Below are 20,576 nucleotides of genomic sequence, written 5' to 3' on the forward strand. Positions count from 1 at the left end.
TCCCGGCCGGGACACCGAAGGCGAGCGGCGGGAGGCGCTCACCGCCCGATCCTGCGGAACCGGCGACACGACCCGGCTCATCATCGCCCCCGGGAGGACTGCAGCTCGGCCCGGAGCGCCGGGGTCAGAACCTGACCGGCCCGGTCGACGAGCAGGGTCATCTGGTAGGCCACCAGACCCATGTCGCACTCGGGAGAGGCCAGAACGGCGAGGACCGAACCGTCGCTGATCGCCATGACCAGCAGCAGGCCCCGCTCCATCTCGACCACGGTCTGGGTGACGGCACCGCCCTCGAAGACGCGGGAGGCGCCCACGGTCAGGCTGAGCAGTCCGGCCGCGACGGCGGCGAGCTGGTCGGCGCGGTCGTCCGGGAAGCCCTCGGAGCTGGCGATCCGCAGCCCGTCGGCCGACACGACCACCGCGTGCGCGACACCGGGAGTGCCGCGGACGAACTCGGTGATCAACCAGTCGAACCTGCGGGCCTCATGGCTCAGGGTGGTCACTGGCCCTCCTCCTTTTCCGCCATGTTGCTGGCGGTGTCCTCATATAGTTCCGCACGGCCCCGCCGCACACCCTGCTGGAAGCTCGACAACCGGTTCCGAACCCGCTCGGCGGAGATGGGAGGCATCGGAGTCGAGGGCACACTGGCCGCGGTACCGGGCACCAGATTGGCCTTGGGGGTCCGCTTGGGCAAGCCCGCCGCGGTGATCCCTCCGAGGCTGGGGTCGCTGGCCGCCTGGGCGGCCTGCCAACCGGCGTCGGCGGGAGTGTGCCAGTTCTCCGGCTCACGCACCGGGGCCGGCGTCCTGGTCCGCACGGAGACCGGCTCCCTGACCGGGACCGGGATCTCCTCCTCGGCCGGCACGCCTGCGGCGATGCCGACCGCGGGCGTGATCTCCTCCGCGGGGACGTCGTCCGCGACCTCTTCGGCGTCCTGAACCGGGCTCCCCTGCTCCTCCACGGGCTCCTCGACGCTCTCCGACCTGCGGAACCAGGCCGACTCCACGGAGGCGAAGATCGGCAGGAACTCCTCCTGCTCGGCGTCGAGCGGGGAGACGCCCACCGCGGGCATCGAGGCGGTGACGGGGTCGTCGTGGGAGACCTGCCCCCAGGCGGAGAACGCACCCGCGGCGGGGTCGCCGGAGACGCCCGGTGCCGCGGAGGCCCCGTTCAACCCGTTCAGGCCACCACCGGCTTGGCGCTTGGGAAGGGGCGCCTCGGCGCTCTGCGTGAACGCCTCTCCGTTACGGGAGAAGGTGTCGTTGCTCTGCGTGAAGGAGCTGAAGGAGGACGAGACCGGCTGCCGGGGGTCCGGCACCGGGCGCTCGGGGGCCGGCCCGGGAGAGTGCGCCGGCGGCAGCGAGTTCTGCCCGAACGAGCCCTGGCCGATCGAGGCCTGGTTGAACGAGCTCTGCCCGAAGGACGTCTGGCCGAAGGACGGCTGCCCGAACGAGCCCTGCCCGAAGGAGTTCTGCGACATGGAGGGCTCGGCCCCCCACGACGGGGTCGGGACCTGCTGCGCCGCCGCGACGATGAGCTCCGGCGGGAACAGGACCATGGCGATGAGGCCGCCGGCCTCCTGCGGGCGGAGCTGGACGCGGATGCCGTGGCGCAGGGCCAGGCGGCCGACCACGAACAGGCCCATCCGGCGCGACACCGACACGTCCACGACGGGCGGGTCGGCCAGGCGGCGGTTCGTCTCGACGAGCTCCTCGGCCGTCATGCCGATGCCCGCGTCGCTGACCGCGAGCAGCGCGCCGCCGCCCTCGATCATGCTGCTGGAGACGACGACCTGGCTGGCCCGGGGGGAGAACTGGATGGCGTTCTCCACCAGCTCGGCCACCAGGTGGACGATGTCGTTGGCGGCGCTTCCGGCGACCGAGATCGCGCGGTGCACCTTGACCTGGACCCGCTCGTAGTCCTCGACCTCCGACAGCGAGGCGCGCACGACGTCGACGAGCTTGGCCGGCTGGCTGCGCCGGCGGGTCGGCTCGTGGCCGGCCAGGACCAGGAGGTTCTCGGAGTTGCGGCGCATGCGGGTGGCCAGGTGGTCGAGCTTGAACAGGTCGGCCAGCCGGCCGCCGTCCTGCTCGCCCTTCTCCAGACCGTCGATGAGCGAGATCTGCCGTTCCACCAGGGTCTGGGTCCGGCGCGAGAGGTTGACGAACATCGCGCTGATGTTGGAGCGGAGCTCGGACTCCTCGGCCGCGAGCCGTACGGCCTGGCGGTGGACCTCGTCGAAGGCCTTGGCGACTTCCCCGATCTCGTCGTGGCTGTCGACCGAGATGGGAGCCACGTCGGGGGCCGCGGTGTCACCGGAGACCCGCAGCTGGCGCACGACCTCGGGGAGCTTGAACCCGGCGACGTCCAGCGCCTCGGCCCGCAGGCGGCGCAGGGGCATGACCATCGAGCGGGCGATGAGGACGGTCAGGCCCAGGACCAGCAGGAGCAGGGCCAGGATCATGCCGGAGGCGATGATCGCGACGCGCTGCTCGGTGTCCTCCAGCTCGCGGGCCCGGGTGATCACGTCACCGGCGACCTTGGTCTCGACCTTCTTGATACGGTCCAGAACCTCGGTGTTGTCGTTGAACCACTGCCTGACCTCGGCCAGGTCGCTCAGCAGACGGCCGCTGGCGTTCGGGTTGCTCGCCAGCGCGATCGCCTTGGACTTGGTCAGCTCGGCGCGGTGCACCCTCTCGTCGACGAGCGTGGTGCTGAGGAGCTGGCCGTTGGTCGCACCCGCCTCGATGGCGAACTCGGTCGTGCGCTCCTCCATCCGCGAGCGGGAGGCGATGAACTCCTCGACCTGCTGCGCGCTGATCAGCGAGGGCTCGTAGTAGCCGGCCAGCAGGCGGGCCCGCTGCTTGGAGATCTCCTCCTTGGCGTAGGCCAGCGCGCTGAGGCCGCGGGCGTTGCCGGTGATCCCCGGGTCGTCGCCGACCAGGGCGAGCTCGTCGTGCAGCTGGAGCAGCGGGTTGATCAGGAAGCTGTAACGCTCGGCCCGCACCGTGCCGGGCAGTTCGCGCGTCGTGTTCAGGCTGTCGAGCTGGTAGCCGGCGTCCCGGGCGGCCTTGACCGCTCGGGGGCCGTAGGAGTCGTCGATCGCCCGCAGGTCCTGGCGCACCTTCTGCAGCACGCTGTCGACCGTCTTGCGCTGCGCCTCGAAGGTGCTCACCAAAGTCTTGTTCGAGGGCTGGAACGCGGCCCAGGTCCCCCGGTCACGTTCCAATCCCATCGCCTGGGCCAGATCACGCAGCCGGGAGGAGTACTCCGCCGCGGCCGCCGTGCGCTGGTAACCGGCGACGCTGTCGACGGAGGCCGCCACACGCGCTCCGGCGAGCACGACGCCCACGGTCGTCGGCACCAGGATCAGCGCCGTCAGACGCGTCCGCACGCGCCAGTTCCGCAGACCGAATCGGGCGGCAGGCCGCTTGCCGCGGTCTCGCACCGACGCGTTCTCGCTATCGGTAGGTCCCGTCGTCACCGCTCTCGCTACCCTTCACCATCACGACATGAGTGGCCTCATAAGACCACACGCTCACGGGACAGAACCGACATAGCCGACAAACCGGACTTAATCGTTACAAAGGTGACTAGAGACTGATTTGCGATGGTTATCGCAGCGCTGCCAGTATCTGATCGCGCACCTGTGCACGCTGGGCCTCATCCGTAAGAGGACGTCCGGCCCTGTCGACCACGTAGAAGACATCCACCGCCTCTGCGCCGAGAGTCTCGACCCGCGCAGCCCGCACGTCAAGACCACATTCGCCAAAAGCTCTGCCAATCCGCCACAATAGCCCCGGACGGTCGTGGGCGCGTACTTCTATGACAGTCGCCGTGTGAGATGCGTCATCGACCAGAGTCACCCGAGGGGGCGCCACCGGCACCCGGGCCGGGCGCATCGAGCGGGTCCGGCGGGCGAGCCGCTGCTCGATGTCGAGCCTTCCGGCCAGCACCAGGCGCAGATCGGCCTCCAGCGTCGCCGGGTCGGGCGGCGTGCCGTACTCGGGGACGACCGAGAACTCGATGACGGCGGTCGCGCCCGCCGAGGCCGCGGAGGCGGCCCGCACCACCATCCGATGCGCGGCCAGCACCCCCGCCGCGCGCCACAGCAGCCCCGACCGGTCGGGGGCGACCACGGTGACCGCTCCCCCGTTGACCCGGATCGCGCCGCCGCCGTGCCGCGCCAGGGACGCCTGCTCCGCCGACAGGGAGGGCGCGGGCGGCAGGGGGGTGCCCGACAGCACCGAGCGCACCCGGCGCACCAGGTCGGTGACCAGCGAGGCCTTCCAGGTGTTCCAGGCGGCCGGTCCCGTGGCGTTGCCGTCGGCCACGGCCAGCGCGGCGAGCAGTTCCAGGACCTCGCGCGACCCGACCGCCTCGGCCACCCGGGAGATCGTCACCGGGTCGTCCAGGTCGCGCCGGGTGGCGGTCTCCGGCAGCAGCAGGTGGTGGCGGACGACCGTTTCGAGGATGTCCACGTCCGCCGGGGGCAGCCCCATCCGGGTGCCGATGTCGCGGGCGACGACCGCGCCGGTCGTGGAGTGGTCGCCCGGGTAGCCCTTCCCGATGTCGTGCAGAAGAGCGCAGATGAGCAGCAGGTCGGGCCGGGACACCTCGCGGGTGAAGGCGGCGGCTCCGGCCGCGGTCTCGATCAGGTGCCGGTCCACCGTGTAGCGGTGCACCGGGTTGCGCTGGGGGCGGTGCCGTACCCGCTCCCAGTCGGGCAGCAGCCGTACCAGCACGCCCGCCTGGTCCAGTTCCTCCCAGACCGGCACCGCCGCGCGCCCGGCGCCCAGCAGCGCCACCAGCGCGTCGCGCGCCTCGTCCGGCCAGGGGACCGGCATCGGCGGCGACTGGGAGGCCAGGGCGTTCACCGTCGCGGGGGCCAGCGGCAGGCCCGACTCCGCCGCCGCGGCGGCGGCGCGCAGGACGAGCACGGGATCCTTGCGGGGGCTGACGCCGCGGGCCAGCGCCACCTCGCCGCCGTGCTCGACGACGCCGTCGGCCAGCGGGCGGCGCCCGCGCGGGGCCGGGCCCGACAGCAGCCGCTCCACGGTGCGCCAGGTGCCGTCGAAGGCGTGGGCGATCGTACGGCCCGCCTCGGCCAGTCTGCGCATGAGCGCCTCGGCGTCCAGCAGGCCCAGGGTCCCGGCGACCGCGTCCTGCTCCTGCAGCACCAGCCGGTCGGTCCCGCGCGCGGTCACCAGGTGCAGGCCGTGCCTGATGTCCAGGAGGAGCTCGTAGGCCTCGCGGACCCGGGGGCCGGGCGCGGAGGCGACCCAGGCGGCGGCCACCGCCTGCATCGCCTGCACGTCGCGCAGTCCGCCGCGGGCGTCGCGCAGGTCGGGTTCGAGCAGGAAGGCCAGCTCGCCGCTGGACTCGGTCCGCCGGTCGGCGGCCTCGCGCAGCTCGCCCAGACGGCGCCGGGAGTCGGCCCGCCACTCGGCGAGCACGATCTCGCGGGCCGCGCGCGTCAGCTCGGGGTCCCCCGCCACGTGCCTGGCCTGGATCAGCCCGAGCACCGCCTTGAGGTCCTCGCGCGCGACCTTGGCCGCCTCGTCCACGGTCCGCACGGAGTGGTCGAGGTTCACCCCCGAGTCCCAGATCGGGTACCAGACGCGGTCCGCGATCCGGGCGACGTCCTCGCGGCCCTCGTGCAGCAGGACCAGGTCCAGATCACTGCCCGGGGCCAGTTCCGAACGGCCCAGGCTCCCCACCGCGACGAGCGCGACCCCGCTCAGGGCGCCGCGCTCGTCGATTCCTCTGATGTCCCCGTCGCGCCCGTACGGCGTGCCGCAGGCGGTGCGGAGCAGGTCCGTCAGCCAGCGGTCGACGTCCGCGGCCCGCTCCTTGCGGGCCGCGGCGTACGAGCGGGTGTCGCCTCTCACCGGTCAGAGCGCCTCGGGCCCGCGTTCCCCGGTGCGGACCCGGATCACCGTGTCCACCGGGACGGACCAGACCTTGCCGTCACCGATCTTTCCGGTCTGCGCCGCCTTGACGATGACGTCGATGACGTCCTCGGCGTCGTCCTCCTCGGCGAGCACCTCCAGCCGGACCTTGGGGACCAGGTCCACCTGGTACTCGGCTCCGCGGTAGACCTCGGTGTGGCCGCGCTGCCGGCCGTACCCGCTGGCCTCGCTGACCGTCATGCCCTTGATGCCGAACTGCTCCAGGGCCGCCTTCACGTCATCGAGCTTGAAGGGCTTGATGACCGCCGTGATGAGTCTCATGCGTCCACCTTCTTACCCGCCGGGGCCACCGCCGGGCCGTTGGGGGCGGCCACGCCGGAGGCGTGGAAGGTGCCCAGGTCGTAGCCGGTCTCGGCGTGCGTGGTGATGTCGATGCCCGCGACCTCGTCCTCGGCGGTGATCCGGAAGCCCATCGTCTTGTCGATGATCTTGCCCAGGATGTAGGTCACGACGAAGGAGTAGCCGCCGACCGCCACCGGGCCCAGGATCTGGAGTCCGAGCTGGGTCCAGCCGCCGCCGTAGAACAGGCCCTTGTTCTGGCCGTCCAGGAAGGGGTAGGCCGCGACGAAGCCGAGCGCCACGGCGCCGATCACACCGCCGACCAGGTGCACGCCCACCACGTCGAGCGAGTCGTCGTAGCCGAGCTTGTACTTCAGGCCGACCGCGTAGGCGCAGGCGGCACCGGCCAGCAGGCCGATCACCATCGCGGCCCAGGGGTCGACGAAACCGCAGGCCGGGGTGATCGCGACCAGACCGGCGACCGCGCCGGAGGCGACGCCCAGCGAGGTGGCGTGCCCGTCGCGGATCTTCTCCACGACGAGCCAGGCGCCCGCCGCGACGGCGGTGGCGATCTGGGTGTTCATGAACGCCAGTCCGGCGGTGGCGTCGGCCGCCAGCTCGGAGCCCGCGTTGAAGCCGAACCAGCCGAACCACAGCAGGCCCGCGCCCAGCAGCACCAGGGTGAGGTTGTGCGGGCGCATGGGCTCCTTGCGCCATCCGGCGCGCTTGCCCAGCACCAGCGCCAGGGCCAGGGCCGCGGCTCCGGCGTTGATGTGCACGACCGTACCGCCGGCGAAGTCCTCGATGCCCAGCTGCGTCAGCCAGCCGCCGCCCCACACCCAGTGGGCGACCGGGAAGTACACGATCGAGGCCCAGACGACGCTGAAGACCACCCAGGCGCCGAACTTGGCCCGGTCGGCGATCGCGCCGCTGATCAGTGCGACGGTGATGATGGCGAAGGTCAGCTGGAAGGCGGAGAAGACCATCATCGGGAACGTGTCGTTGTAGGCGGCCTCGTTGACGCCCATCAGGCCGATGTTGTCGAGCCCGCCGACGAGCTTGTTGAGGAAGCCGTCGCCCTCACCGACCGTGTCGAACGCGAGGGAGTACCCGAAGAGCACCCAGGTGATCGTCACGGTGATGATGCTGACGAACGACATCATCATCATGTTCAGGACGCTCTTGGCCCTGGTCATGCCCCCGTAGAAGAACGCGAGTCCCGGCGTCATGAGCAGCACGAGGGCGGTGCTTATGAGCATCCAGGCAGTGGAGCCGCTATCGATCTTCATTCGACGCGACCCTCCTTCCGATTGGCGTGTGGCCGGTTGCACAGTCGCAGTGGGCGCTTCCAGGGCTCCTTCGACCGGCCGCGCACTGACGTTCCTGCCGGGCAGAGCGGGCCGCGCCGCCTGGTGACTTCCGCCACCCGGATCACTCCCCGGCCCGGTTCTCTCTCCCGTGCGCCACAGCGTGTTCTCCGCCGGTTTCGGGGCACGACCCCGGGTGTTTCGCATCTGTGAAACTCGGCGGGATGGTGTTTCGACCTTGTTTCGGACAGCTCACCTTCAGTAGCCGGATCGGCCGGAAATAGACTTAGGCCTGCCTTACCTGATGATCGAAGGAGAATTGATGACCACGCGCCCGGACGGACTCGCCAAGGCCGCGGCCGCCGTGCTTCTGTCCGCCCTCGTCCTGTCCGCCTGCGGCTCCCCGGGCTCCTCCGGCTCCCCGGGAGACGGTACGGCCGCGCAGGAGGGCCCCACCCGCACCGTCAAGCACGCGATGGGCGAGACCAAGGTGCCCGAATCACCCAAGCGCGTCGTCGTCCTCGACACCGACAAGCTCGACACGCTGGTCTCCCTGGGGCTCTCCCCGGTCGGCGCGGCGCAGGCCTCCGAGAATCAGGCATGGCCGAAATACCTCGGCTCCGCGCTCGCCTCCACCAAGGCCGTCGGCACGCTCCAGTCGCCCAACCTGGAGGCCATCACCGCCCTCAAGCCGGACCTGATCCTCGGCTCGAAGTTCCGGCAGGAGCAGTTCTACGCCAAGCTCAGCCAGATCGCGCCCACCGTCTTCACCGAGAAGGTCGGCATCACCTGGAAGGAGAACTTCCTCCTCGACGCCGAGGCGCTGAACAAGAAGGCCGAGGCCGACAGGCTCCTGGCCGCCTACCAGGACAGGGCCGAGAACCTTGGCGGCACCTCGGAGGTCGAGGTGAGCATCGTGCGCTTCATGCCCGACCAGATCCGGATGTACGGCCCCGAGTCGTTCAGCGGCATCGTCGTCGGCGACGCCGGCTTCGGCCGCCCCGAACCGCAGCGCCTGGAGAGCGCCGAGGACAAGCGCTTCGGCGAGCTGAGCCAGGAGAACCTCGCCCAGGCGGAGGGCGACGTGCTGTTCTACAGCGCCTACGGCCAGGACGCCGCCGAGAGCCAGGCCGCCGTGACCGCCGGTCCCCTCTGGAAGAACCTCACCCCCGTCAAGGACGGCAAGGCCCACAACGTCGACGACGAGACCTGGATGCTCGGCATCGGCGTCACGGCGGCCGGCAAGATCCTCGACGACCTCGAGAAGTACGCCAAGCCCTGACCCCTGACGCGCACACGCGACCCCCGCAGCGCCGGTACGGCGAGGCGGGGGTCGCCGCTTTTACGCGGCGGGCGGGCCGGCATGTCACAGGCGACGTTTCCTGGAACGACCGTAACTTGCATTGTTCGTTATCTTGTATTGTTCGTGTTTATGGCAGTAGGTTTGGCGCCATGAGCGCACCCGGGACTCCGACCCCCGCCGAGGAACTGCGTGGCGTGGGACTGCGGGTGACCGCTGCTCGCGTCGCACTGCTCGAGACCGTCAGGGACGGTGACCACCTCGACGCCGAGACGATCGCCTCCGGGGTGCGCGACCGTGTAGGCCACATCTCGCTTCAGGCCGTGTACGAGGCCCTCCACGCGCTCACCGCGGCGGGCCTCATCCGGCGCATCGAACCGGCCGGCAGCCCGGCCCGGTTCGAGGGACGCGTCGGGGACAACCACCATCACGTCGTGTGCCGGTCCTGCGGTGCCGTCGCCGACGTCGACTGCGCGGTCGGCCACGCGCCGTGCCTGACGGCGTCCGACGACAACGGCTTCTCGATCGAGGAGGCCGAGGTCGTCTATTGGGGGCTGTGCCCCGCCTGTTCCACCGCCAAAGCCTCCTGAGCACCGTGATCCCCCTAGTCCAGAAGGATTCACATGTCCGAGAACCATGATGCAGTCGTCACCGACCCGAAGCCCGAGAACGCAGGCGGCTGCCCGGTCGCGCACGAGCGCGCCCTGCACCCGACCCAGGGTGGCGGAAACCGTCAGTGGTGGCCGGAGCGGCTCAACCTGAAGATCCTCGCCAAGAACCCCGCCGTGGCCAACCCCCTCGGTGAGGAGTTCGACTACGCCGAGGCGTTCAAGAGCCTCGACCTCGCGGCCGTGAAGCGGGACATCGCGGAGGTGCTGACGACCTCCCAGGACTGGTGGCCGGCCGACTACGGCAACTACGGCCCGCTCATGATCCGGATGGCGTGGCACAGCGCGGGCACCTACCGGATCAGCGACGGCCGCGGCGGCGCCGGCGCCGGTCAGCAGCGCTTCGCCCCGCTCAACAGCTGGCCGGACAACGCCAACCTCGACAAGGCCCGCCGCCTGCTGTGGCCGGTCAAGAAGAAGTACGGCCAGAAGATCTCCTGGGCCGACCTCATGATCCTCACCGGCAACGTCGCCCTGGAGATCATGGGCTTCAAGACCTTCGGCTTCGCCGGCGGTCGCGCCGACGTCTGGGAGGCGGAGGAGGACGTCTACTGGGGTCCCGAGACCGCCTGGCTCGACGACCAGCGCTACACCGGTGACCGCGAGCTGGAGAACCCCCTGGGCGCGGTCCAGATGGGCCTCATCTACGTCAACCCGGAGGGCCCGAACGGCAACCCGGACCCGCTCGCCTCGGCCCGCGACATCCGTGAGACGTTCCGCCGGATGGCGATGAACGACGAGGAGACGGTCGCCCTGATCGCGGGCGGCCACACCTTCGGCAAGACCCACGGCGCGGGCCCGTCCGAGCACGTCGGCGTCGACCCCGAGGCCGCCTCGATCGAGGACCAGGGTCTCGGCTGGAAGAGCACCCACGGCACCGGCAAGGGCGGTGACACGATCACCAGCGGTATCGAGGTCACCTGGACCCCCACTCCGACGCAGTGGGACAACAGCTTCTTCGAGACCCTCTTCGGCTACGAGTGGGAGCTGGTCAAGAGCCCCGCCGGCGCGCACCAGTGGATGCCGAAGGACGGCGCCGGGGCCGACGCCGTCCCCGGTGCCCACGACCCGTCGAAGCGTCACGCCCCCGGCATGACGACGGCCGACCTCGCGCTCCGGATCGACCCGATCTACGAGCAGATCTCGCGCCGCTTCCTGGACAACCCCGACGAGTTCGCCGACGCCTTCGCCCGGGCGTGGTTCAAGCTGACCCACCGTGACATGGGCCCGGTCGTGCGCTACCTCGGCCCGGAGGTCCCGAGCGAGACGCTGATCTGGCAGGACCCCCTTCCCCCGGTGACGCACGAGCTCGTCGGCGCCGAGGAGATCGCCGCCCTCAAGGCCCAGATCCTCGCCTCGGGGCTGTCGGTGTCCCAGCTCGTGTCCACCGCGTGGGCCTCGGCCTCGTCCTTCCGCGGCAGCGACAAGCGCGGCGGCGCCAACGGCGCCCGCATCCGCCTGGAGCCGCAGAGCGGATGGGAGGTCAACGACCCCGACCAGCTCGCGACGGTGCTGCGCACCCTGGAGGGCATCCAGCAGTCCTTCAACACCGCCCAGGCCGGCGGCAAGCAGATCTCGCTGGCCGACCTCATCGTCCTGGCCGGCAGCGCGGCCGTCGAGCAGGCCGCCAAGAACGCCGGCTACGACGTCCAGGTCCCCTTCACCCCGGGCCGCGTGGACGCCTCCCAGGACCAGACCGACGTCGAGTCGTTCGCCGCCCTGGAGCCGACGGCCGACGGCTTCCGCAACTACCTCGGCAAGGGCAACCGGCTGCCGGCCGAGTACCTGCTGCTCGACAAGGCGAACCTGCTGACCCTCAGCGCCCCCGAGCTGACCGTCCTCGTCGGCGGCCTGCGCGTCCTGGGCGCGAATCACCAGCAGTCGCCGCTCGGCGTCTTCACCACGACCCCCGGGTCGCTGACCAACGACTTCTTCGTCAACCTGCTCGACCTGGGCACGACGTGGAAGTCGACCTCCGAGGACCAGAGCGCCTTCGAGGGCCGTGACTCCGTCACGGGCGAGGTCAAGTGGACCGGCAGCCGTGTCGACCTCGTCTTCGGCGCCAACTCCGAGCTGCGCGCCCTCGCGGAGGTCTACGCGAGCGACGACGCCGAGGAGAAGTTCGTCAACGACTTCGTCGCGGCGTGGTTCAAGGTCATGAACCTCGACCGGTTCGACCTCGTCTGATCGTCGTCTCCGGCTCGAAACCGGATCAGCGGCTGCCGCGGATCATCCGCGGCAGCCGCTGCCCGTTCCGCCGTCGATCCCGCGCGACGCTCACGCCCCGACGGTCCCGTCGATCCCCTCGCGCAGGAAGTCGGCGTGCCCGTTGTGCCGGGCGTACTCGTGGATCAGGTGCAGCATCACCATCCGCAGCGACACCTCCGCCTCCCACCGGACCTGGTAACCGGTCACGTCGAGCGACTCGGCCTCCCGCTCGATCCGGCGGGAGTGCTCGACCTCCGCCCGCCAGGCCTCGAACGCCTCCGACCGCGTGGCACCGGAGGCGTCGTACGCCACCTGGTAGTCGCCCTCATCCGACCACACGAGCGGGATGTCCTCCCGGTTGATCACCCGCCGGAACCAGGTCCGCTCCACCTCGGCCATGTGCCGCACCAGCCCGAGCAGCGAAAGCGTCGAGGGCGGCATCGACTGACGTCTCAGCTCCTCGTCGGAGAGCCCGTCGCACTTCATGGCCAGCGTCGCCCGGTGATAGTCGAGGAAAGCACGGAGCATCTCCCGCTCACCCCCGATGAAGGGCGGACCGACCCGCTCGGTGATCACTGCCGCCGACTCCCCTCCACATCCGCCGTACCCGGCGTACACCCCGGCGCTCAGGCCGCCATGGCCATCTTGCGCAGGCGGGCCAAAGCGTCGCGTTCGATGCGGCGGGCGCGGTCGCGGCCGATGCCGTAGCGTTCGCCGACCTCGGTGAGGGTGTGCTCGCGGCCGTCCATCAGGCCGTAGCGCCAGCGGAGCATCTCGCGGGTCTGACCCTCGAGGCCGGTCAGCCACTCCTCCAGGCGCTCGCGCTCGAGGATGTCCATGGCCTGCTGCTCGGGGTCCGCCCAGGTCTCGTCGGCGATCATGTCGCCGAGTTCCGTCTCGTCCTCGTCGCCGACCCCCAGCTGGAGCGAGACCGGGTCGGAGGCCCAGCGGCGCAGTTCGCGGACCCGCTCGATGGGGAGCTCCAGCACCGCCGCCAGGTCGGCGTCCGTCGGCTCCTGGTCGAACTCGGCGAGCATGTCGCGTCGGACGCGCATCAGCCGGGTCATCTGCTCCCCCGCGTGGGTCGGCAGCCGGACCGGGCGGGCCTGCTCGTGGATCGCGCGTCCCACTGACTGGCGGATCCACCACGTGGCGTAGGTCGAGAACTTGTAACCACGCCGATAGTCGAATTTCTCCACCGCCCGCACCAGTCCCAGGTTCCCCTCCTGGACCAGATCGATGAGCGGCATTCCCCGTCCGGAGTATTTGCGCGCGACCGCCACCACAAGACGTAGATTGGCCTGGATGAATTCGTCCTTGGCCCGCTGTCCCGAAATGGCCAGCCGTTCCAACTCCTCATCGGCGGCGTCCGCGATTCGCGGCTCCGTCGACCCACTGTCCAGCAACTGCTCCGCGAAGAGGCCGGCCTCGATCCGCTTCGCGAGCTCGACCTCCTCCTCCGCGGTAAGCAGGGGGACCCGCCCGATCTCCGCCAGGTAGGTCCCCAGCAGGTCTCGGTCCGAGACCTGCTGGTCCTGCATGCGATTCCCCGTCGGCCTTGCCATTCGGTGGCACCTCGTTCCGCCTGCTTATGGCCTGCCCGCCCGCTCGCTCCACGCCCCGCGCGAACGGACACGCCGCTTGCTCAATCAACGTGCGGTCCAGGGCAAAGATTCCCTAAAGGACTACGTCCGCAGAATGGTTTCGCTTTCCTCCTCAAGGAGGATGTCGCGGCCCCCGAATGAATCCGCATACCCGCGCGGGGCGGTTCACGCCCGGTGGCGTCCCCCCTGCCAGACCTGCGCCACCAGGGGTACCCCGGGGCGGTAGGCCAGGTGGACGTACGACGGGGCCTCCAGGACCACCAGGTCGGCCCTGGCCCCGGTCCGCAGCGTCCCGACGTCCGTACGGCGCAGCGCGCGGGCCCCGCCCGCGGTGGCGGCCCTGATCGCCTCCAGCGGCGTCATGCCCATCTCCCGCACCGCCAGCGCCACGCAGAACGGCATGGAGGAGGTGAAGGAGGAGCCCGGGTTGCAGTCGGTGGCCAGCGCGACGGTCACCCCGGCGTCCAGCAGACGACGGGCGTCGGGGTACGGCGAGCGGGTGGAGAACTCGGCGCCGGGCAGCAGGGTGGCCACCACACCGGCCGAGGAGAGCGCCTCGACGTCGGCGTCGGACAGGTGGGTGCAGTGGTCGGCGGAGGCGGCCCCCAGCTCGGCGGCGATGGCCGCCCCCGGTCCCGGGCCGAGCTGGTTGGCGTGCAGGCGGGCCTGCAGCCCGGCCTTGATCCCGGCGGTCAGGATCTCCCTGGTCTGGTCGGCGTCGAAGGCGCCGCGCTCGCAGAAGACGTCCACCCACCTGGCGTACGGCGCGCAGGCCCGGAGCATCTCCCCGGTGACCGCGCGGACGTAGTCGTCGGCGGAGGCGGCGTCCGGGGGGACGACGTGCGCCCCCAGATAGGTCGTCTCCTCCGTGAACCTGCGGGCGATCTGCAGGCTGCGGCGCTCGTCGGCGACGGTGAGGCCGTAACCGCTCTTGATCTCGACCGTGGTCGTGCCCTGGGCGAGCATCTCGGCGACCAGCCGGGACGTCCGCTCCGCCAGGAGGTCGTCGTCGGCGGCCCGGGTCGCGGCGACCGTGGTGCGGATGCCCCCGGCGGTGTAGCGCTCTCCCGACATCCGGGCGGTGAACTCGGCGGTGCGGTCGCCGGCGAAGACCAGATGGGCGTGGCTGTCGACGAACCCGGGGATGACGCAGCGGCCGCCGGCGTCCACCCGCTCGTCGGCGTCCGGGGCCTGCCGGGCAGGGCCGGTCCACGCCACGCGGCCGTCCTCGACGACCAGGGCGGCCTGTTCGATCTCCTCGCGGCCGGGGTCGCCGGTGTACAGCAGGCCGATCCGGTCGAACAACGTGCTGCCCGCCCGGGCGCCGCCCTCTCGCGTGGTCATGCCCTCACCCGCCGCGTCTCGTGGATCGCCTCGGCGAGCATCGTGCCGACCTCGCCCAGGATGTGGCGGCCCTCGGCGACGGTCTGCCTGCCGCCGGAGACCACGGAGTGCACGTCCGCCGCCGTCGCGGCGAACACCACGGTCTCGGCGGGCGGTCCGACGCCCGCCGTGCGGACCGAGTCGAGCCGGACGGAGACCAGGTCGGCCCACGCCCCGGGGCACAGCATCCCCCCGTCGGGGAAGCCCAGCGAGGCGTGCCCGGTGACGGTGGCGGCCTGGAGCAGTTCGGCGGCCCGCCAGTGCCCGCGCCGCTCGGTTGCCAGCCGCTCGTCCAGCTCGACCGCGCGGGCCTCCTCGAACAGGTCGACGACCGCGTGGCTGTCGGAGCCGAGGGTGATCGGCGAGCCCGCCTCGGCCATCGCCCGCGCGGGGCCGATGCCGTCGGCGAGGTCGCGCTCCGTCGTGGGGCACATGCACACGTGGGTCCGGGACTGGCCCAGCAGCGCGATGTCCACCTCCGACACGTGCGTGGCGTGCACGGCCGTGGAGCGGGGGCCGAGGGCGCCGTGCTCGTGCAGCACCTGGACGGGTGTGGCGGAGTACTGCTCCACGCAGGAGGAGTTCTCCTCCCGCTGCTCGGACACGTGGGCGTGCAGCGGGGCGGCGTGGTGGTGGGAGAACGCGGCGACCGTGGGCATCTGCTCGGGCGGGACCGCGCGGATCGAGTGGATGGCCGCGCCGACCTCGACGTCCGGCTCACCGGCGTAGGCGGCGGCCAGCGCCTCGGCCCGCACGGCCCAGCGCTCGGCGTCGCCGTCGCCGAAGCGGAGCTGGACGCCGCTCAGCGGTGCCCGCACCCCGCCGGCCAGATAGCAGGCGTCCAGCAGCGCGATTCGCAGCCCCGCCTCCCTGGCGGCCTGGACGAGCGCGTGGCCCATGGCGTTCGGGTCGTCGTACGGCGTGCCGCCCGGCGCGTGGTGCAGATAGTGGAACTCCCCGACGCAGGTGATCCCGGCCAGTGCCATCTCCGCGAAGGCCGCCCTGGCCAGCCGGAGGTAGGAGTCGGGGTCCAGGACGCCGGCCACGCCGTACATCTGCTCGCGCCAGGTCCAGAAGCTGCCCTTGCCTGTCTGCGCCGCCCCGCGCAGGGCCCGGTGGAAGGCGTGGGAGTGCGCGTTGGCGAGGCCGGGGAGGGTGAGCCCGGCCAGCCTGGTCGCCCCGGCCGGCGGTTCGGCCATCCCGGGCGTGACGGCGGTGATCCGCGATCCCGAGGTCTCGACGAGGACGCCGGCGACGACCTCGCCCGGCGGCAGCCAGGCCAGCTCGCACCAGTAGGTCAGCTCCGGCACAGGTCCTCCAAGACTGCGGCGAGGGCGGCGACTCCGAGACGACAGTCGGATCTTTCCGCATGTTCTTCGGGAGAGTGAGAGATTCCCGTCGGATTGCGCACGAACACCATCGCGCTGGGAACGCCCGCGGCGGCGAGGATCCCGGCGTCGTGCCCCGCCCCCGTCGGCAACACCGGCACCCGCCCCTGACCACGCCCGGCCTCCCCCGGCGACACCGGCACCCGCCCGGCTTCCCCGTCCGGCCGTGGTTCTCCCCCGTCCGGCGCCGGTACGGCGAGATCCGGGGCGGCGGTCTCCGGCGCCGTCGTACGGCGGGCGAGCGCGGTGCCGATCACGGTGGCCAGGCGGTCGCGGAGGACCTCTCCGAAGTCGACGGCCGGGGTCCAGGACTCGGTGCTCACCTCCGCTCCGGAGAAGGCGGTCAGCTCCTCCACCAGCGCCCGCACCGCCCGCTCGTCCCCGCCGCGGGCGTCGAGCCAGGCGCTGACCAGGCCGGGGACGGCGTTGGCGTTGCCCGGCGAGACGTGGAGCCTGCCGAAGGTGGCGACCACGCCCGCCCGCTCGGCGAGAGCGCGTGCCTGCAGCACGGTGCGGGCGAAGGGCAGCATGGGGTCGTCGCGGTCTTCCAGGCGGGTGGTGCCCGCGTGGTTGGCCTGGCCGCGGAAGTCGAACCGCCAGCGCCCGTGCGGCCAGATCGCACTGGCCACGCCGACCGGGTCGCCGCTGTGGACGAGCCCCCGGCCCTGTTCGACGTGGAGCTCCACGAAGACGCCGACGCGGCGCAGCGTCTCCTCGTCGCGGCCGAGCGCGCCGGGGTCGCGGCCGGCCCGGCGGAGCACCTCCGCCAGGCTGTCGCCGGCGTCGTCGGTCAGGCCGCGGGCCCGGTCGGGCTCCAGGGCGCCGGTGAGGAGCCGGGAGCCCATGCACGGGACGCCGAACCTGGCCCCCTCCTCGTCGGTGAAGCAGGCGATCCCCAGCGGCCGGGCGAGTTCGGCGCCCCGCTCGTCGAGCAGGTCGAGGGCGGCGAAGGCCGACACGACCCCCAGGGGGCCGTCGAAGGCGCCGCCCTGCCGTACGGAGTCGAGGTGGCTGCCGGTGACCACCCCGTCCCCCGCCGACGGGTCGCCCCGCCAGGCCCACAGGTTGCCGTTGCGGTCCTGCTCCAGGTCGAGGCCGCGCCTTTCGGCCTCCTGCCGGAACCACTCGCGCAGCTCCAAGTCGGCGGGCGACCACGCGTCGCGCAGGTAGCCCCCGGTCCGGCCGTCGCGTCCGAGGTGCTCGATGGCACCCCACATCTCGTCGAACACCCCTCCATTATGTGAATGGAGTCATTCATTGGCGAGCCGGGGCGCACGGCCGTCAGATGAGCGGCCGTCAGGTGAGCGGCCCCGCGGCGGGGCGGACGGTGATGTCGGTGATGTGGGCGTCCGGCGAGGCGATCACCGCCGCCAGGACCGCCCTGGCCACCGAGTCGGCGTTGAGATAGCGCTCCGGCTGGTAGGCGCCCTTCTCCTGCTCGCGGACCTCGCGCTGCATGTCGGTGTCGACCCTGCCCGGATAGACCGTGGTGACCCGCAGGTCGGGCTCCTCCAGCCGGAGCCCGTCGGCCAGGGCGCGCAGGGCGAACTTGCTGGCGGCGTACGGCACCCAGTTCGGGTTGGCCCGCTGCCCGGCACCGGAGTTGATCATCACGACCCGGCCGCGCGCGGCGCGCAGGGCGGGCAGCAGGAGCCGGGTCAGCTCGGCGACGGCGATCACGTTGATCTCCATCGTGCGCCGCCACAACTCGGCCCGGGCCTGCTCGACGCGGCCCAGGAGCGCCACGCCGGCGCTGTGCACCAGCACGTCGAGCCGGTCGATCCCGGCGACGTCTGCCGGGGTGACGGCGGTCAGCTCCACCGGCCAGGGCCGCGCGCCCGGCAGCTCCGCGCAGATCTTCTCCAGGGCCTCGCGGTCGCGCCCGCCGAGCAGCAGGTCGTGCGTGGGGGCCAGAGCGTGCGCGACGGCGGCCCCGATCCCCCGGGACGCGCCGGTGATCAGAGCGGTGGGGCGTGCTGACATGGCGGCAATCCTACGAGGTCATGGAACGCTCCGACTGTCGGCCCCCGGCGGCGACGCGCCGCGGAGGTGTTTGCTTGCGTATTAAAATTTATATACAAATTTGCATATGTCTTCTACGCGTGTTCTCCTTCTCGGTGTGCTGCTCGACGGTCCTCTGCACGGCTACGAGGTACGGCGCCGCCTGGAGATGTGGGGTGCCGACGGGTGGGCCAACGTGGCCTACGGCTCGATCTACCACGGCCTGTCCAAGATGGCCGACGAGGGCCTGCTGCACCGCGTGGAGGAAGGCAGGGGCGGCAAGACCGTGTACGAGATCACCGAGGCCGGCCGGGCCGAGTTCATGGTGCAGCTGATGCGGCACTGGTGGGAGATCCGGCCGATCGTGGATCCCTTCCAGGTCGCGCTGACCTTCATGGACCGGCTCTCCCCCGCCGACCTGACCGCCGCCATGGAGGCCAGGGCGGAGCAGCTGCGGGCCTCCATCACGATGCTCGAACGGGCGATCCCCGCCAAGCGCGCCCACGGGGCTCCCCGGCACATCGACGAGACCCTGCGCCTGCACGCCGCCCAGTTCCAGGCCCAGCTCGGCTGGGTCGAGGAGAGCATCGGCAAGGTCAGGGACGGCGAGCTGCCGTAGCCGCCCGCCCGGCGGCCCGCGGGGGGCGGCCGCACCGGAAAACCTGTTGCCCCTCCCACGACGGGAGGGTTCATGCTCGACATCCCGAAGAACGGAGAGAACATGATCATCGAGGCGCACGACCTGCGCAAGACGTTCGTCGCCAAACGGGGAAGGGGCAAGACCGAGACGGTCGAGGCCGTCCGGGGCATCGACCTGGCCGTCGACGAGGGTGAGATCTTCGCCTGCCTCGGCCCGAACGGCGCCGGCAAGACCACCACGGTCCGGATGCTGGCCACTTTCACCGTCCCCACCTCCGGCACGGCCCGGGTGGCCGGGTTCGACGTGGTCAAGGAGGCGGCCAGGGTCCGCGAGAAGATCGGCTACGTCGGCCAGGCCGGCGGCGTGGACGACAACGCCCCGGGCCGGGAGAGCCTGGTCCTGGCGGGCCGGATCGCGGGGATGTCCCGCAGGGAGGCCCTGGCCCGCGCGGAGGAGCTGTTCGCCGCCTTCAGCCTGAGCGAGATCGCCGACCGCCCGGTCAAGACCCTCTCCGGCGGCCAGAAGCGGCGTTTCTCCCTGGCCATCGGGCTGGTGAACCGGCCGCCCCTGGTCTTCCTGGACGAGCCCACCACCGGCCTCGACCCGCAGAACCGGGCCAACCTCTGGGACGAGATCCGCGCCCTGCGCGAGGCGGGCACCAGCGTGCTGCTGACCACCCACTACCTGGACGAGGCCGACGCGCTGTGCGACCGGCTGGTCATCGTCGACCACGGGAAGATCGTCGCCGAGGGCACTCCGGAGAAGCTCAAGAAGGAGCTCGCGGGCGACGTCGTCACGCTCCGGCTCGACGACCTGGACGGTGCGCGGAGGGTCCTGGCGGCGCAGCCGTACATCAAGGAGACCCAGGTGGAGGGCGACTCCCTGCGCGCCTATCTCGACGACGGCGAGCACGGCCTGCCCGCGCTGCTGCGCGCGCTGGAGGCCGAGAGCCTGGCCATCCGGTCCATCTCGCTCGACCGGGCCACGCTCGACGACGTCTTCCTCAAGCACACCGGCCGCTCCCTGCGCGACGCCGCCTGACCCCACTATCCCGCGAGGAATCCCCCCATGCTTCGACACACCTTGTTGTTCACGGGCTACGAGCTCGGCGTCATGCGCCGCAACCTGGCATGGCCGATCATCGGCATCATGCAGCCCGTCCTGTATCTGCTGTTGTTCGCCCCGTTGCTGACCAGCATCACCCCGAACGGGGAGCTGACGGAGGCACTGATCGTGTTCACTCCGGCGGCGCTGGTGATGATCGCGCTGTTCGGTTCGATGTTCGCCGGTTTCGGCATGATCAATGAGACCCGGAACGGGGTGCTGGAGCGGCTCGCGGTCAGCCAGGCCTGGCGGCCCGCGATCATCCTCGGCCGGGTGGTGAAGGACATGCTCATGCTCGTCCTGCAGTCGCTCCTGGTGCTGGGTGTGGCCGCGCTGATGGGCCTGCGGATCAGCCTGGCCGCGATGGGCCTGATGCTGCTGCTCATGGCGGTGACCGGCCTGTTCGCCGCCAACCTGTCGTACGGCCTGGCGCTGGCCGTGCGCGACGAGAACGGCATGTCGCAGATCGTGCAGTTCTTCCTGCTCCCGCTGATGCTGCTGTCCGGCCTGATGCTGCCGATGTCGCTCGCCCCCGAGTGGATGCAGACGGTGGCGAAGTTCAACCCGCTCTACTACGCCGTCGAGGCGGGCCGGGCCCTGTTCGCCGGGGACTTCTCCGACGGCGACATCCCGATCGCCTTCGGCATCTTCCTGGTCCTGGGCGTGCTGGCCCTGACCTGGTCGGTCCGCTCCCTGCGCAAGCTGGCGGGCTAGCCACCCGA

The 20,576-nt window shown here is 71.4% G+C and carries 17 protein-coding genes; 6 read left to right on the forward strand and 11 right to left on the reverse strand.

Annotated elements, in window-relative coordinates:
* Positions 1-80: 80 nt before the first annotated feature.
* The 5 genes from Pta02_RS15605 to Pta02_RS15625 form a co-directional block, all read right to left on the reverse strand.
* Entirely contained in the window at positions 81-503 is a 423-nt protein-coding gene (locus Pta02_RS15605) for a roadblock/LC7 domain-containing protein (RefSeq protein ID WP_068921742.1), read from the reverse strand.
* The gene (locus tag Pta02_RS15610; RefSeq protein WP_203875533.1) at positions 500-3,394 is read right to left on the reverse strand and encodes a nitrate- and nitrite sensing domain-containing protein; all 2,895 of its coding nucleotides are present in this window, start codon (positions 3,392-3,394) and stop codon (positions 500-502) included. Before Pta02_RS15610 ends, Pta02_RS15605 begins: the two co-directional genes overlap by 4 nt.
* A 220-nt stretch (positions 3,395-3,614) precedes the next feature.
* Positions 3,615-5,891: a [protein-PII] uridylyltransferase gene (locus Pta02_RS15615; RefSeq protein WP_203875534.1), complete on the reverse strand. Its 2,277-nt coding sequence runs from the start codon at positions 5,889-5,891 to the stop codon at positions 3,615-3,617.
* A gap of 3 nt (positions 5,892-5,894) precedes the next feature.
* Positions 5,895-6,233 (reverse strand): P-II family nitrogen regulator, encoded by a 339-nt coding sequence (locus Pta02_RS15620; RefSeq protein WP_049576418.1) that lies wholly within the window; start codon positions 6,231-6,233, stop codon positions 5,895-5,897.
* Positions 6,230-7,540: an ammonium transporter gene (locus tag Pta02_RS15625; RefSeq protein ID WP_203875535.1), complete on the reverse strand. Its 1,311-nt coding sequence runs from the start codon at positions 7,538-7,540 to the stop codon at positions 6,230-6,232. Before Pta02_RS15625 ends, Pta02_RS15620 begins: the two co-directional genes overlap by 4 nt.
* Before the next feature lie 340 nt (positions 7,541-7,880).
* Between Pta02_RS15625 and Pta02_RS15630 the strand changes: the two genes are divergently transcribed.
* From Pta02_RS15630 to katG, 3 genes are all read left to right on the forward strand, one after another.
* Complete coding sequence (locus Pta02_RS15630) at positions 7,881-8,840, forward strand: ABC transporter substrate-binding protein (RefSeq protein ID WP_203875536.1); 960 nt, start codon at positions 7,881-7,883, stop codon at positions 8,838-8,840.
* Positions 8,841-9,010: 170 nt separating this feature from the next.
* Complete coding sequence (locus Pta02_RS15635; RefSeq protein WP_203875537.1) at positions 9,011-9,448, forward strand: Fur family transcriptional regulator; 438 nt, start codon at positions 9,011-9,013, stop codon at positions 9,446-9,448.
* Positions 9,449-9,481: 33 nt separating this feature from the next.
* Positions 9,482-11,713, forward strand: a complete 2,232-nt coding sequence (katG, locus tag Pta02_RS15640; RefSeq protein WP_203875538.1) for a catalase/peroxidase HPI — start codon at positions 9,482-9,484, stop codon at positions 11,711-11,713.
* 90 nt (positions 11,714-11,803) lie between these two features.
* Here the strand turns inward: katG and Pta02_RS15645 are convergent, their stop codons facing one another.
* From Pta02_RS15645 to Pta02_RS15670, 6 genes are all read right to left on the reverse strand, one after another.
* Positions 11,804-12,262, reverse strand: a complete 459-nt coding sequence (locus Pta02_RS15645; RefSeq protein WP_203875539.1) for a DinB family protein — start codon at positions 12,260-12,262, stop codon at positions 11,804-11,806.
* A gap of 98 nt (positions 12,263-12,360) precedes the next feature.
* Positions 12,361-13,299 carry a sigma-70 family RNA polymerase sigma factor gene (locus tag Pta02_RS15650; RefSeq protein WP_203875540.1) on the reverse strand — a complete coding sequence of 313 codons (939 nt, stop codon included), beginning with the start codon at positions 13,297-13,299 and terminating at the stop codon, positions 12,361-12,363.
* 204 nt (positions 13,300-13,503) lie between these two features.
* On the reverse strand, positions 13,504-14,682 hold the full coding sequence (gene hutI, locus Pta02_RS15655; protein ID WP_203875541.1) for an imidazolonepropionase: 1,179 nt from the start codon (positions 14,680-14,682) through the stop codon (positions 13,504-13,506).
* A complete protein-coding gene (locus Pta02_RS15660; protein ID WP_203875542.1) occupies positions 14,679-16,031 on the reverse strand; it encodes a formimidoylglutamate deiminase in 1,353 nt (450 codons plus the stop codon). Before Pta02_RS15660 ends, hutI begins: the two co-directional genes overlap by 4 nt.
* Positions 16,019-17,326: an allantoate amidohydrolase gene (locus Pta02_RS15665; RefSeq protein ID WP_203875606.1), complete on the reverse strand. Its 1,308-nt coding sequence runs from the start codon at positions 17,324-17,326 to the stop codon at positions 16,019-16,021. Before Pta02_RS15665 ends, Pta02_RS15660 begins: the two co-directional genes overlap by 13 nt.
* 79 nt (positions 17,327-17,405) lie before the next feature.
* Positions 17,406-18,092, reverse strand: a complete 687-nt coding sequence (locus tag Pta02_RS15670) for an SDR family oxidoreductase (RefSeq protein ID WP_203875543.1) — start codon at positions 18,090-18,092, stop codon at positions 17,406-17,408.
* A 106-nt stretch (positions 18,093-18,198) separates the two neighbouring features.
* On the opposite strand from Pta02_RS15670, the gene Pta02_RS15675 reads away from it, so the two are divergent.
* The 3 genes from Pta02_RS15675 to Pta02_RS15685 all read left to right on the forward strand — a co-directional run bounded on the left by Pta02_RS15675 (position 18,199) and on the right by Pta02_RS15685 (position 20,568).
* A complete protein-coding gene (locus tag Pta02_RS15675; RefSeq protein ID WP_203875544.1) occupies positions 18,199-18,729 on the forward strand; it encodes a PadR family transcriptional regulator in 531 nt (176 codons plus the stop codon).
* Between the two features lie 72 nt (positions 18,730-18,801).
* Positions 18,802-19,791, forward strand: a complete 990-nt coding sequence (locus Pta02_RS15680; RefSeq protein WP_239130658.1) for an ATP-binding cassette domain-containing protein — start codon at positions 18,802-18,804, stop codon at positions 19,789-19,791.
* Positions 19,792-19,818: 27 nt separating this feature from the next.
* Positions 19,819-20,568 (forward strand): ABC transporter permease, encoded by a 750-nt coding sequence (locus Pta02_RS15685; protein ID WP_203875545.1) that lies wholly within the window; start codon positions 19,819-19,821, stop codon positions 20,566-20,568.
* Positions 20,569-20,576 lie beyond the last annotated feature (8 nt).

The sequence above is a fragment of the Paraplanobispora takensis genome (assembly GCF_016863195.1).
Classification (GTDB): Bacteria; Actinomycetota; Actinomycetes; order Streptosporangiales; family Streptosporangiaceae; genus Planobispora; species Planobispora takensis.